The sequence below is a fragment of the Zoogloea sp. genome (genome assembly GCF_041904905.1).
GTDB lineage: Bacteria > Pseudomonadota > Gammaproteobacteria > Burkholderiales > Rhodocyclaceae > Zoogloea.
In genome coordinates, this window is record NZ_JAYRMI010000025.1 from 19,243 (window position 1) to 32,166 (window position 12,924).

Annotated in this window: 11 protein-coding genes; all 11 read right to left on the minus strand. The window is 71.6% G+C overall.

Going from position 1 to position 12,924, the window contains the following annotated elements:
• Positions 1-5: 5 nt before the first annotated feature.
• A complete protein-coding gene (locus ACE3N6_RS09170; protein WP_374244997.1) occupies positions 6-1,505 on the minus strand; it encodes an HD-GYP domain-containing protein in 1,500 nt (499 codons plus the stop codon).
• Positions 1,498-1,878 carry a response regulator gene (locus ACE3N6_RS09175; RefSeq protein ID WP_374244999.1) on the minus strand — a complete coding sequence of 127 codons (381 nt, stop codon included), beginning with the start codon at positions 1,876-1,878 and terminating at the stop codon, positions 1,498-1,500. Before ACE3N6_RS09175 ends, ACE3N6_RS09170 begins: the two co-directional genes overlap by 8 nt.
• Positions 1,875-3,710 carry an ATP-binding protein gene (locus ACE3N6_RS09180; protein ID WP_374245001.1) on the minus strand — a complete coding sequence of 612 codons (1,836 nt, stop codon included), beginning with the start codon at positions 3,708-3,710 and terminating at the stop codon, positions 1,875-1,877. Before ACE3N6_RS09180 ends, ACE3N6_RS09175 begins: the two co-directional genes overlap by 4 nt.
• Positions 3,711-3,803: 93 nt before the next feature.
• A complete protein-coding gene (locus tag ACE3N6_RS09185; RefSeq protein WP_374245003.1) occupies positions 3,804-3,983 on the minus strand; it encodes a LiaI-LiaF-like domain-containing protein in 180 nt (59 codons plus the stop codon).
• A 42-nt stretch (positions 3,984-4,025) separates the two neighbouring features.
• Complete coding sequence (locus tag ACE3N6_RS09190; RefSeq protein WP_374245005.1) at positions 4,026-5,417, minus strand: sensor histidine kinase; 1,392 nt, start codon at positions 5,415-5,417, stop codon at positions 4,026-4,028.
• On the minus strand, positions 5,398-6,084 hold the full coding sequence (locus tag ACE3N6_RS09195) for a response regulator (protein WP_374245007.1): 687 nt from the start codon (positions 6,082-6,084) through the stop codon (positions 5,398-5,400). Before ACE3N6_RS09195 ends, ACE3N6_RS09190 begins: the two co-directional genes overlap by 20 nt.
• A 22-nt stretch (positions 6,085-6,106) precedes the next feature.
• Positions 6,107-9,214, minus strand: a complete 3,108-nt coding sequence (locus tag ACE3N6_RS09200) for an efflux RND transporter permease subunit (protein WP_374245009.1) — start codon at positions 9,212-9,214, stop codon at positions 6,107-6,109.
• A 12-nt stretch (positions 9,215-9,226) separates the two neighbouring features.
• Positions 9,227-10,378: an efflux RND transporter periplasmic adaptor subunit gene (locus ACE3N6_RS09205; protein WP_374245011.1), complete on the minus strand. Its 1,152-nt coding sequence runs from the start codon at positions 10,376-10,378 to the stop codon at positions 9,227-9,229.
• On the minus strand, positions 10,375-11,634 hold the full coding sequence (locus ACE3N6_RS09210; protein ID WP_374245013.1) for a TolC family protein: 1,260 nt from the start codon (positions 11,632-11,634) through the stop codon (positions 10,375-10,377). The genes ACE3N6_RS09205 and ACE3N6_RS09210 overlap by 4 nt, the downstream gene beginning before the upstream one ends.
• A 101-nt stretch (positions 11,635-11,735) precedes the next feature.
• Positions 11,736-12,368, minus strand: coding sequence for a roadblock/LC7 domain-containing protein (locus tag ACE3N6_RS09215; RefSeq protein WP_374245015.1), 633 nt, complete (start codon positions 12,366-12,368; stop codon positions 11,736-11,738).
• An 8-nt stretch (positions 12,369-12,376) separates the two neighbouring features.
• On the minus strand, positions 12,377-12,916 hold the full coding sequence (locus ACE3N6_RS09220; protein WP_374245017.1) for an ATP/GTP-binding protein: 540 nt from the start codon (positions 12,914-12,916) through the stop codon (positions 12,377-12,379).
• Positions 12,917-12,924: the final 8 nt, after the last annotated feature.

Genomic DNA, 12,924 nt, shown 5'->3' on the forward strand with positions numbered 1-12,924 from the left:
TGGGGTTAGCGATCGTCGCACTCCCGTCGGATGCCCATTTTGAGCAGCATGGCGGGGTCTTCGTCGCACAGGCGCAGGAAGCGTTCGAGCAGCTCGGGGTCGAGCTGGCTGCTGCCGACCCGGCGCATCTCCCGCACCGCGGCCTCGTGGGTGCTGCCGGCCCGGTAGGCGCGGGAGCTGGTGATGCTGTCGTAGGTGTCGGCCACGGCGATGATCCGGGCCAGCAGCGGGATGTCGGAGCCGCGCAGGCCGTGGGGGTAGCCGGTGCCGTCGAATTTTTCCTGGTGGTGGCGGGCGCCGGCGAGGGCGCCTTTCAGGCGGTCCACGTGACGCAGGATCTCGTAGGAGCGCTCGGGGTGCACCTTGATGAAGGTGTACTCGTCGTTGGTGAGCCGGCCGGGCTTGCACAGCACGGCGTCGGGGATGCCGATCTTGCCCACGTCGTGCAGCAGCGAGCCCCAGTGCAGGTTTTCCATCTCCTCGGCGCGCAGGCGCAGGGCTTCGCCCAGGCGCATCGACAGCAGGTGCACCCGCTCGGAGTGGCCGCGGGTGTACGGGTCCTTGGCCTCGACGGCCTCGATCAGGGCGGCGGCCATCTGCTCGGTGAAGCGGCGCATCTCGGCGAACATCTCGCCCATGTGCATCACGTTGGAGATCTGGTGGGCCATCACCTCGCCCAGGCGGCGGTCGCTGTTGGTGAAGTCGGGTTTGTCCTGGTGGTTGAGGAGGGTGAGCATGGCCGGCATCTCGAGGCCCTGGAACACCGGGCAGGCCAGCACCTTGTAGGGCATGTCGGTGAAGATGTAGGGCCGGCGGGAGTCGTCCATGCCGTTGAGGACGACCGTGGCGCGGCTCGACGAGACGAAGCGGAACAGGTCGCCGCGCATCTCCACCAGCACCAGGTCGAGGTTGTGGATGGGCTTGCTGAGGTTGGTGGCGGAGACGGTGAGGTTTTCGGCCGGGCGCACGAAGCAGGCCACGTCGGCGTTGAGCTGCTCGGCGCAGCTTTTGAGCAGATCCTGCAGCACCTCGGCGCCCAGATCCTGTTTGGCCAGGTGGCGGTCGATGTCGTAGAAGAGGTGGAGTTCTTCGTAGCGTTCGGCCAGCTCGGCGGCCAGCACGTCCATCTCGGCGCCCAGGCTGTTGCGGTCGGCGAGGGTGGCGGCCACGTCGGCCATGGTTTCGGCCACCGCGTCCAGCTCGATGCCGAAGGGGGCAGCGTCGTCCCGGGGCACGGCGATCAGCCAGCCGGGGCCGGCGCCGTCGGGTAGCGGGGCGGGGCTCACGTAGGCCACGCCCGTGCCGGTCTTCAGGCGGCGCATGCCGTCGCCGCCGGCCGGCGCGGCGTTGCAGGCGGCCAGGGCGTCGCCCAGCGCGGTGGGGTCGCCGTCGGACCACAGCAGCCCGCCGGCGGCACTGCCGATGGCGGCGCTGAAGGCTTCGCCCACGCCGCGCTTGAGCCAGCGCCCGTAGCGGGCGAGTTCGTCGGCGCGCGGGTCAGTCATCGGCGGGCTCCCGGGCGACCATCTGGCCGAGCAGGGTGGCGATGCGCCGGGGGCTGACCGGCTTCTCGAGGAACTCGATGCCGCCCAGTTCCTGGGCCCAGCTGCGCTGGTCGCGGGCGGTCATGGAGGTCATCACCAGTACCGGGAAGGCTGGCCGGCTGCCGTCGGCGTAGAGCCGGCGGCACAGCTCCTCGCCGCCCATGCCGGGCATCTGGATGTCGGTGATGAGGGCGTCGGGCGGGTTGGCGGCGACGGCGTCGAGGGCTTCGGCGCCGTCGTGGGCGAGGTCGATCTGCCAGCCTTCCTTGGCCAGACTCACGCGGAGCACGCGGGCCACGTGGGGTTCGTCGTCGACGACGAGGAGACGTTTCATGCGGCCCTCAGCAGGACGTGGGGTTTACGGAAGCTCAGGGTGAAGCGGGTGCCCTGGCCGGGCTGGCTGGTCACCTCGATCTGGCCCTGGTGCAGCTCGACGATCTGCCGCGCCAGATACAGGCCCAGCCCGTGACCGCCGCGGGCGACGGCCTCGCGGTCGGCGGAGCGGTAGAACTTGTCGAACACCCGGGGCAGGTCGGCGGCGGCGATGCCGATCCCGCTGTCCTGCACGGTGATGGCGATGCGCTCGTCGCTCTCGTCGGCCGACAGATTGATCTCACCGCCGGCCCGGTTGTATTTGGCGGCGTTGGTGAGCAGGTTGTTCAGGGCGATGCGCAGCAGGTCCTTGTCCAGCTCGACCGGGGGCAGGTCGGGCGGTACCTCGACGTGCAGGCGCAGGTCGCGGGCGGCGCCGGTGTGGCGCAGCTGCTCCATGCAGTCGGTGAGCAGGTCGGCCAGGCGCACCCGCTGGCGGTCGATCACGATGCTGCCGGCCTCGATGCGCGAGATGTTGAGCAGGTTGCCGATGAGGGCGGCGGCGCGCCGGGATTCGTCGCAGACGGTGTTGATGGCTTCGACGCGGGTGTCGGCGGGCAGGGCCGGGTCGTCCCGCAGCAGCTCGCCGTAGAGGGCGATGTTGGCCAGCGGGGTCTTGAGTTCGTGGGCGACGTGGGCGATGAACTCGTCCCGGGCGCGGGCGGCCAGCATCTGGTCGGTGGTCTCGCGCAGGACGATGAGCGAGCCCAGGCGGCGGCTGGCGTCGCGCGGGGCGAACAGGGGCAGGGCCCACACGCTGACCCGGCGGCTCTCGTTGCCGTCCGGGTGGAAGTCGGCGTGCTGGCTGGCGGAGTGGGCTTGCCCCCCGAGCAGCGGGGTGAGGGCGCGCAGGATGGCGTCGTCCACCGGCCATTCGGTGGGGCGCTTGCCGACCAGGGCGGCGGGGTCGGCCGACAGCAGCGGGCCGACCGTGGTGTTGGCGAAAACGGTGAGGCTGCCTTCGTCCAGCACCAGCACGCCGTCGGGCAGGGTTTCGAGGGCGCTCTCGACCTTCTCGCGCTTGTAGCCGAGCAGCTTGATGGCGGTTTCGGCGTCGCCGCGGCCGGCTTCGAGTTCGCGGATACGTTTCTCGGTGGCGTCCAGGAAGCGCCCGAAACGGGCAACCAGATCGCGGGTGGCGGGGTCGCCGGCAGCGTCGGGCGGGGCGCCGGCGGCCAGCTGCTCGACCCGCTGGCTGACCGCCTGGAGCGGTCGCAGCTGGCTGCGCAGCATGAAGAAGAACAGCGGCACGAGGAGCAGCACCGGCAGCGCCAGCCCGGCCAGGAAGGGGATCTGGCGAGGGTCGAAGCCGAGGGTGGGGGCGCGGAAGGCGACCCGCACGAAGCCTTCGAGGCGGCCGCCCTGGAGCAGCGGGCCGTGGAACTCGATCAGCTCGAGCCCGGCCACGCCGCTATCCACGGGGCGGTGGCCGAACCATTCGGCCGGCTTGTCGGCGGCCAGGGGCTGGGCGCTGGGGGTGAGGCCGGGGGCGGTGACTTCGGAGAGGGGCTGGCCCTGGGGGTCGGTGACCAGGCCGTAGGCCAGATCGGCGTTGCCGTGGGCGCGCAGCACCGTGGCGAGGGGGTTGGGGCGGCCGGGGGCGGGCACCAGGCCCTCCTTGGGGATCGCGGTGAGGGCCTTGACGAGGCGGGCGCCTTGCTCGACCTGCTCGGTGGCGCGCTGCTCCGTCTGGTTGCGCACCGCCAGGAAGGCGACGAGCAGGGCAGCGGCGAGGCCGGCGACGAGGACGAAGAGTCCGGCGCGGTCGGCGGAACTGGAGCGGGCGGGAATCACGGGGCGGGTTATCTGAGCGGAGTATGCCCGGATAACGGACCGGGGCCGGCGTACTTTAGCCGGCCGGGGATTTTCCCCGTAGGGGGGAACGGCTCAGTCGGGCCGGTTGCGCTCGCCGGGGGTGAGGAACAGCCCGACGCCGAGGGCGATCAGGACCAGCGGCCACCAGGTGCGGGCCAGCCGGACGAAGTCGAGCTCGAACAGCTCGAGGTTGATCCCCAGGGCGACGACGCCGATGAGGATGAGGGCGGTGGCTGCGAAGTGGCCGCGCATGGGAAATCCCGTGGAAATACCAAGGACGCCGATGGTAACGCGTTACGCGGGTTTTTCGTCGGGGCCGTCGGCGAAGGCGGGCAGGCTGACCCGCAGCAGCACGCCGCGCGCATCGGGGGTGTCGTGGATGGCCACCTCGCCGCCGGCGCCGTGGGCGATCTCGCGGACGATGGCGAGACCCAGGCCGCTGCCCGGGTGGCTGGCGTCGGGGAGGCGGAAGAAGCGCTCGAAGACTTGCCGGCGGGCGGCGGCGGGGATGCCGGGGCCGGTGTCTTCCACCTCGATCAGGCTGTGGCCGCCGTCGGTGCGGCTGCGCACGGTGACCTCGCCCGGGGCAGGGGTGTAGTTGAGGGCATTGGCGACGAGGTTGGCGATCATCTCGCCCAGCAGCAGGCGGTCGCCGTTGACCCGGGCGGGTTCCAGCTCGAAGCCCAGGTCGAGGCCGCGGGCTTCGGCGAGGCGGATCCACTCGGGGCTGCGCTCGCGGATCAGCTCGGGCAGGGCGACCGGGGTGGCGAGGTTGGTGTGCCGGCCGCCGGGTTCGGCGGACAGGAGCACCAGCATCTGGTTGATGAGGTGGCCCAGCCGCTCGATGGCGCCCACGCAGTGGCGGGTGCGGGCGTCGCGTTCGGTGGCGTCGGGTTCGCGCTGGAGCAGTTCGAGCTGGGTGCGGATGCCGGCGAGCGGGGTGCGAAGCTGGTGGGCGGCGTTGGCCACGAAGCGCTGCTGGGCTTCGGCGGCCTGCTCCAGCCGGTCGAGCACCTGATTGAATTCGGTGACGAGGGGGCGGATCTCGATGGGGGCGGCGCTCTCGTCCAGCGGTAGCAGGGCCCGGTGTTCCATGCCGTGCAGGGCGCGGCGGATGCCCTCGACCGGCAGCAGGGCGTGGTGCACGCCGAACCAGATGGTGACGCCGGTGGCCACCGCGAAGAACATCAGCGGCAGTAGCAGGGCCACGGCCAGGTCGATCTTGAGCTGGTCGCGCTTGCGGGTGGTTTCGGCGGTGACGAAGACGAAGGGCTCGCCGGAGATCTGGCGGTGGATGGCGATGACGCGCACCCGGTGGCCGCGGAAGTGGGCGTCGAAGCTGACCCGGTCGCCGTGCACGGCTTCGTCGGGGCTGGCCTCGTGGGGCAGGCCGGCGTCGCCGGCGATGAAGCGGTCGCCCGGGCCGAGGATCAGGTAGTAGATGTCGTCCACCCGGTCGGTGCGCAGCACCTGCTCGGCAGCGGGCGGAAAGACGAAGCGGGGCTCGCCGTCGACGACTTCGAGGTGCGGGATCAGCGCCAGGCTGGCGTCGGCCAGGGCCTGGTCGAGGGCCTCCATGGCCGGCCGGTGGACCAGGTGGTAGGCCAGCGGCAGGAAGGTGACGATGGCCAGGGCTGCCGGCAGCAGCAGCCACAGGAGCAGGGATTTACGCAGGCTTCGCGTCATGGGGCAGGTCTTCGAGCATGTAGCCCAGACCGCGCACGGTGCGGATGCGGATGCCGGCGGGCTCGAGCTTGGCGCGCAGGCGCGAGACGTAGACCTCCACGGCGTTCTCGCTCATGTCCTTGTCCCAGCTGCACACGGCGGCGACGATGCGCTCCTTGCTGAGCACCCGCTCCAGGTTGTCGAGGAGGAACTGGAGGATCGCCCATTCCCGCTGGGGCAGGTCGAGGGGCAGGCCGGAGAGCCAGGCGCGGTGGGCCTCCTCGTCCAGCACCAGGGGGCCGAATTCGCGGCGCTGGCCGCTCTGGCCGCGGCTGCGGCGCACCAGGGCATTGACCCGGGCGAGCAGCTCGACCGCCGCGAAGGGTTTGGTGAGGTAGTCGTCGGCGCCCAGGTTGAGGCCGCGCACGCGCTCGTTCAGGGCGTCGCGGGCGGTGAGCATGAGCACGTGGATCGGGTTGTGGCGGGCCCGCAGGCGAGACAGCAGCTCCAGCCCGTCCATGCCGGGCAGGCCGATGTCGAGCACCAGCAGGTCGAACTTCTCGGCGGCGACGGCGGCCTCGGCCAGCTCGGCGCTGCCCACGAAGTCGGCGGTGTAGCCGGCGCCGCGGAGCAGCTGGGCGACGCCGTCGGCAAGCAGGGGGTCGTCTTCGACGATGAGGATGCGCATGGGCGGAGGTCGGGTTGGGGGGTTAGGGCCGGGCGTCCTTTCGCGGCCGGTCCTTGGCGCCGCCGTAGGACAGCAGGACGGGCAGCAGGAGCAGGGTGAACACCGTGGCGCTGATGATGCCGCCAACGATCACCACTGCAAAGGGGCGCTGGGTTTCGGAGCCGATGCCGTGGGACAGCGCGGCGGGCAGCAGGCCCAGGCCGGCCATCAGGGCGGTCATCACGATGGGGCGCAGGCGCAGCATGGCGCCGTCGAGGATGGCCTCGGAGCGGGTGGCGCCGCGGCGGGCGATCTCGATGACCTGCTCGACCATGATTACGCCGTTCTGCACCGAGATGCCGGCCACCGCGATGAAGCCCACCGCCGCCGACACCGACAGGTGCAGCCCGGCCAGCCCCAGCCCGGCGAAGCCGCCGATCAGGGTGAAGGGCACCATCGACAGCACCAGCAGGGCCGGGCGCACGTCGCGGAAGGCCCAGAACAGCAACGAGAAGATCAGCCCGAGGGTGATCGGGACGATCAGCTTGAGGCGGGCCATGGCGCGCTGCTGGTTCTCGAACTGGCCGCCCCAGGCGACGGTGTAGCCGGCCGGCAGGCTGACTTCGGCGGCGACCTTCTTCTGGGCTTCGGCGACGAAGCTGCCCTGGTCGCGGCCGCGCAGGTTGGCCTTGACGATCACGGCGCGGCTGCCGGCCTCGCGCTGGATGCGGGAGGCGCCCTGGCGCAGCTCCACGTCGGCCAGGTCGCCCAGGGGGATGCTGCCGTGCCCGTCGGGCAGGGCCACCGGCAGGTTGGCGATGTCGTCCACCTGGTCGCGGAACTGGGGGCCGAAGCGCAGGGTGACGTCGTAGCGGCGCTCGCCCTCGTAGAAGGCGTTGACGGCGCTGCCGCCCAGGGCGGTCTGGATCATCGCGTTCACGTCGGTGACGTTGATGTCGTAGCGGGCCAGGGCTTCGCGGCGCAGGCGGATGTCCACCTCGCTCTGGCCGCCCACCGGCAGGGCGGCCACGTCGGCCGAGCCTTCGATGCGGCCCAGCACCCCGGCGATCTGGCGGCCCTTGGCTTCGAGCACCTCCAGGTTGGGGCCGAAGACCTTCACCGCGATCTCGCCCTTGGCGCCGGAGAGGGATTCCTCGACGCTGTCCTGGATCACCTGGGAGAAGTTGGTGGGCAGGCCGGGGATGGCTTCGAGGCGGCCGGACATGCTGTCCACCAGCGCGTCCTTGGTGGCGAAGCGCCATTCGCTGCGGGGCTTGAGGTCCACCAGGATCTCGATGTTGTTGGGGCCCTTGGGGTCGGTGCCGTCGTCGGGGCGGCCGACGTGGGTGATGACCGCCTTCACCTCGGGGTAGGTGGACAGCACCGCGCGCACCTTGCGCTCGACCTCCTTGGTGTTGGTGAGGCCGGACGACTGGGGCAGGCTGATGGTGAGCCAGATGTTGCCTTCGTCGAGCTTGGGCAGGAACTCGGAGCCCAGCAGCGGAGCGAGGCCCAGCGCGGCGGCCAGGCACAGCAGCGAGCCTGCCACCACCGCCCGGCGGCGGGCCTGGAGCTTGACCAGCAGCGCCCGGTAGCGCGCCTGCAGGCGGTGCAGCCAGGGGCTCTCCTTTTCGGCCATGTCGTCCTTGTTGAGGGCGTAGGAGAGCAGCGTGGGCACCAGGGTGAGGGTCAGGAGCAGGCCGCCGAGCAGGGCGAAGGAGAGGGTTAGCGCCACCGGGGTGAAGATCCGCCCTTCCATGCGCTGGAAGGTGAAGATCGGCAGGAAGGCGACGATGATGATGGCCTTCGAGAACATGATCGGCGAGCCCAGCTCGACGCAGGTCTGCTTGAGGGCGTGGATGCGGCGGCCCACCGGCGAGGCGATGCCGTGGTGTTCGGCGTGGGCGTCGGCGGCCAGGCGCACCATCAGCGCCTCGACCATCACCACCGCGCTGTCGATGATGACGCCGAAGTCCACCGCGCCCAGGGAGATGAGGTTGGCGGACACGCCCATGGCGTGCATCAGGATGAAGGCGAACAGCAGCGACAGGGGGATCACCGCGGCGACGATGATCGCCGCCCGCAGGTTGCGCAGGAAGGCCAGCAGGATGGCGGTGACGAGCACCGCGCCGACCAGCAGGTTTTCGGCCACGGTGGCGACGGTGTGGCCGATGAGTTCGGTGCGCTGGTAGATCGGGCGCAGGCGGAAGCCTTCGGGCAGGCGGGCGTTGACCTCGTCCACCTTGAGCTTGAGGGCTTCGACGATCTTGCCGGCGTTGCCGCCCTTGGTCATCTGGACGATGCCCTCGACCACGTCGTCCCGGTCGTTGAAGGCCACGACGCCGGAGCGAGGGCGGAAGCCGGCCACCACTTCGGCCACGTCGCTGATGCGCACCGGCTTGCCTTCGCGGGCCACCACCACCACGTCGCGCACGTCGTCGAGGCTCTGGAACAGGCCGAGGGTGCGCACCACCAGGGCTTCGTCGCCGCGGGGGAGCAGGCCGCCGCTGCCGTTGGCGCTGGCGGCGTTGAGGGCCTGGGTGACGTCGCCCAGGCTCACCGCGTACTTGCGCAGCAGCTCGGGGTCGATGCGCACCTGCACTTCGCGGATCGCGCCGCCGAAGCTCACCACGTCGGCGATGCCCGGCACCATGCGCAGGGCCGGGCGCACCGTCCAGTCCTGCACCGCGCGGATCTCTTCCCGGTCGGCGGTGGGCGGGGCGTCGAGCACGTAGCGGTAGATCTCGCCGACGGCGGTGGTGAGCGGCGCCAGCACCGGTTGGGCGCCCGGCGGGAGCGAGACGTTCTGCAGGCGTTCGAGCACCTGCTGGCGGGCGAAGTAGTCGCCGGTCTTGTCGTTGAAGGTGAGGGTGACCACCGACAGGCCGGTGATCGACACCGAGCGCAGCTGGGTCATGCCCGGCACGCCGCTCATCTCGCGTTCGATGGGCAGCGAGATGGTGCGCTCGACCTCCTCGGGGGCCACGCCGATGGCCTGGGTGACGACCTGGACCTGCACGTCCTGCACGTCCGGGAAGGCTTCGATGGAGATCTGGTTGACGGCGTACAGGCCGTAGCCGAGCAGCACCGCGGCGGCGATGAGGATGAAGGCCCGCTGGCGCAGGGCGAGGGTGATGAGGGTGTCGAACATGGCGGCGGCTCGTCAGCGGGAGCTGCTGGCCAGTTCGGCGTTGAGGAGCAGCGCCCCCACGCTGACCACCTTGTCGCCGCTCTTCACCCCGCTCCAGACGTAGGCGTGGCTGCGGGTCTGCACCGCGAGGGTGACTTCGCGCTTCTCGAACACGCCGGCGTCGCGCTCGACGAAGACGTAGTTCTTCACGCCCTCCACGAGCAGGGCGCCGGTGGGGATCTTGGGCAGCTCTTCCTTGCTGTCGGCCAGGATGGCGACCTTGGCGTACATCTCGGGCTTGAGCAGGCCCTCGCGGTTGTCCACGGCCACCCGGGCCTGGATGCGGCGGGTCTGGGGGTCGAGGGTGGGGGCGACGTGCACCACCTTGCCGGTGAAGTTGCGGTGGGGGTAGGCGGAAACCTCGACCTGGGCCGACTTGCCCACGGTGACGATGGGCAGGTCGCGCTCGGGCACATCCACCAGCACTGACAGGCGGCTCATGTCGGTGACGACGAAGAGGGGCTCGGGGTTGTCGGGGCGGGCCTCCATGGCCGGGTTGATGTGCCGGGTGGCGACCACGCCGGCGATGGGCGCGCGCAGCGGGTAGCGCTGGCTGCCGGCGGCGACGCTGCCGCCAGGGGTGAGGTTGGCCAGGCGTAGGCGGGCGCGCTCGACTTCGGCCTGGGCCTGCTGGGCGTCGGACTGGGCGGATTCCAGGTCGCGGCGGGCGATGACTTCGGCCTGGTAGAGGCTGCGGGCCCGGTCGAGGGCGGATTTCTTCTGCTGGGCGTCGGCCTGGGCCTTGGCCAGATCGGCGGTGGCGGTGCCCAGCTCGGGGGCGTCGAGTACGGCAAGCACGGTGCCGGCCTTCACGGTGTCGCCGATGTTGGCGTGGATCTCGACGACCCGGCCGGCGATGGGGGCGATCAGCCGGGCGGTGGCGTTCTCGTCGTAGCTGATGCGGGCGGCCAGGGGTTCGTCCATCGGCACCGGGGCGAGGGCGGCCCGGTCGGTCTTGATCTGGGCGAGCTGGGGGGCGGCGGTGGGGAAGCGCAGCACGCCGGGTTCGGCGGAGGGGCGCTGGATGGCGGGTTCGTCGGGCTTGGCGGGGGCGTCGGGGCGCAGGTGCCAGGCGCCGGCGGCAATCGCGGCGACCAGGACGACGATGAGGGGCGTGCGTTTCATGGGGTGGCTCCGGCCAGGCGCAGCAGCAGGGCGGCGCGGGCGACGTCGGCCCGGGCCTGGATGGCTTCGATGCGCGCGGCGCGCAGGTTGCGCTGGGTGTCGAGGTAGTCGGTGAGGCTCATGCCGCCCTTCTGGATGGCGACGTCGGCGCCGCGGCCGGCCCGTTCGGCGGCGGGCAGCACCACGTCGCGCAGGCGGGCGTGGCGGCGGCGGGCGGCGGCGTAGTCGGCCTGCAGGCCGGCCTGCTCGCTGGCCACGGCCTGACGGGTGGCGTCGAGCTGCTGTTCGGCGGCGGTGTAGTCGGCTTCGCTCCGGGCGATGTCGCCCCGGTAGTCGTAGCCGAGGAATAGCGGCACCGAGACGCTGAAGCCGTAGGTGTTGCGCCCGTCGGGCGGGTAGTGCTCGTACTGCAGGCCCACCGAGACGTCGCGGGTGCGCTGGGCGCGGGCCAGCTCGCGCAGGGCGCCGGCCTGGGCCACGCGCTGGCGGGCGGCGAGGATGTCCGCCCGTTCGGCGTCGGCGGGGGCGGGGGTGATCGTTTCGTCGCCGGGCCAGTCGTCGGTGGTGTCGAGGCTGTCGGCGGGCAGGCGGTTGCCCAGCAGCCGGGCCAGGGCGATGCGGGCGCGGGCGAGGGTGAGTTCGGCCTGCACGGCGTCGTTGGCGACCCGGGCGGCGTCGGCGGCGAAGCGGGCGACGTCCACCCCGGCCAGATCGCCGGCCTTGCCGCGCAGTTCGGCGGCGTCGGCGGTGCGGCGGGCGAGGGCGGCGTTCTCGTCGGCGATGCGGCGCACTTCGCGGGCGGCGCGCAGATCGACCCAGGCGCTGGCCAGCTCGATACGGGCGAGGCGGATGGTGTTGTCGAGGTCGAGCCCGGTGGCGGCGAGGTTGCGTTCGGCGGCGTTGAGGCGCAGGTCGCGCTTGTCGCCGCGCTCGATGGTCTGGTCCACCCGCAGCACGCTGTCCATCGGGCGCTCCCAGTAGCCGCCGCTGCCGTTGCGGGCGGGGTTGATGCTGGTCACCGCGGCGGTGAGCACGGGGTTGGGCCGGGCGCCGGCGATGTCGATGCCGGCCCGGGCGCCGGCCAGCGCGGCGCGGGCCTGGAGGATGGCTGGGTTGGCGTCGAGGAGGCGCTTTTCGGCGTCGGGCAGGCTGAGGGGCGGGGTGTCGGCGGCGAGGGCCTGGCCGGCGGCGGGCAGCAGCAGCGCGGCGGTGAGCAGGTGCCGGCCGAGGCGGCGGAGGGCGGAGGGCAGGGGCATTCCAGCGGGCAGCGATGACCGGGTGCCCAGTCTAGGTGCCGAGTCTGTCCCTGACCTGACCGCTTCCTTGCGTCAGGCTTGCATGGGGGTGGCGGGGTGTGTCAGCCGGCCAGGGTGCTGTCGGCGATGGCGGGCAACGCGCTGGCGAGGGGGCCGTAGCGCTGGTGGAGCAGCCACACCAGGTCGACCAGCTCGGGCTGGTTGAGGTGGGGTACGCCGGCGAGGATCAGCACGAAGCGGTGGCTGCCCACGTAGAGCGGCCAGAAGCCGATCTGGCTGTGGCCGGCGGCGTCGGGGATGGACCAGGCGCTGCCGTACATCCGCAGATCCTGGCCGATGAGGCGGCGGTGGCGGTTGTAGAGGCTGGCCAGATCGGCCGAGAGGGCGGCGAGGGATTCGGCTTGGGCGGTGCTGAAGCCGGTGCCGGCAAGGTGAAAGCCGTGGGCGTCGGCGAGGACGGCGCAGCGGTTGCCGGAGAGGGGCGGCAGCAGGCTCTGGAGCGCGGTCTCGATGGTGTCGCGGGGGGCGCAGCGGGGGGCGTCGAGGTATTGGATCCAGCCCACCGAGGCGAGCCGCCGCACGAAGCCGTCGTCCTCGTCGTTCCAGGCGGGGGCGGTGGGCTGGGCGAAGAGCAGGCGGATGAAGCCGCGCAGGCGGTCTTCGGCCTGGGCTGCGGCGGCGAAGTAGGCCCCCGCGGGGGTGGGCAGCAGGTAGTGGCGGCGCGGCGTTTCCATGGCCTGGGTCAGGCGCTGGCTACCGGGTCGATGACGCTGAGCACCGCTTCGATGAGCAGGCACACGTCGCGGCGGGCGCGGGCGTCCACCTCGAACACCGGCACGCAGCCGAAGCCGGCGCGCTCCAGTTCGAGCTGGTAGTCGGTGAGCCGCGGGGTGTTGCACAGGTCCACGTGGGTGACGCCGATGGCCACCGCGGTCTTGCGGATGAAGCCGCTGAAGGCGCCCAGGTAGAAGCGCAGCTCCTTGAGGGGGTCGCCGCGGGAGTTGTCGATCAGCAGGATCAGCGCGATGCCGCCTTCGGTGAGGATCTCCCACATGAAGTCGAAGCGCTGCTGGCCCGGCGTGCCGTAGAGGTGGATGGTGCTGCCGTCGGCCAGCTTCATGGCGCCGTAATCGAGCGCCACGGTGGTGTTGGGCTTGAGGTCGCGGACCTCGTCGGAGGCGGAGGCGTCGGTTCGGACCGGCGGGATGTCGCTGGCGGCGGTGACGGCCGTCGTCTTGCCGGCTCCGACCGGGCCGGCAAAGATGATCTTGTAGTGGCTCATCGGCGCGG

Excerpts from the sequence above, each read along its gene's own strand:
- ACE3N6_RS09185 (WP_374245003.1), bottom strand. The coding sequence starts at position 3,983 with ATGCGCGGCCACTTCGCAGCCACCGCCCTCATCCTCATCGGCGTCGTC.
- ACE3N6_RS09220 (WP_374245017.1), bottom strand. The coding sequence starts at position 12,916 with ATGAGCCACTACAAGATCATCTTTGCCGGCCCGGTCGGAGCCGGCAAG.
- ACE3N6_RS09205 (WP_374245011.1), bottom strand. The coding sequence starts at position 10,378 with ATGAAACGCACGCCCCTCATCGTCGTCCTGGTCGCCGCGATTGCCGCC.
- ACE3N6_RS09200 (WP_374245009.1), bottom strand. The coding sequence starts at position 9,214 with ATGTTCGACACCCTCATCACCCTCGCCCTGCGCCAGCGGGCCTTCATC.
- ACE3N6_RS09210 (WP_374245013.1), bottom strand. The coding sequence starts at position 11,634 with ATGCCCCTGCCCTCCGCCCTCCGCCGCCTCGGCCGGCACCTGCTCACC.
- ACE3N6_RS09175 (WP_374244999.1), bottom strand. The coding sequence starts at position 1,878 with ATGAAACGTCTCCTCGTCGTCGACGACGAACCCCACGTGGCCCGCGTG.
- ACE3N6_RS09170 (WP_374244997.1), bottom strand. The coding sequence starts at position 1,505 with ATGACTGACCCGCGCGCCGACGAACTCGCCCGCTACGGGCGCTGGCTC.
- ACE3N6_RS09190 (WP_374245005.1), bottom strand. The coding sequence starts at position 5,417 with ATGACGCGAAGCCTGCGTAAATCCCTGCTCCTGTGGCTGCTGCTGCCG.
- ACE3N6_RS09215 (WP_374245015.1), bottom strand. The coding sequence starts at position 12,368 with ATGGAAACGCCGCGCCGCCACTACCTGCTGCCCACCCCCGCGGGGGCC.
- ACE3N6_RS09195 (WP_374245007.1), bottom strand. The coding sequence starts at position 6,084 with ATGCGCATCCTCATCGTCGAAGACGACCCCCTGCTTGCCGACGGCGTC.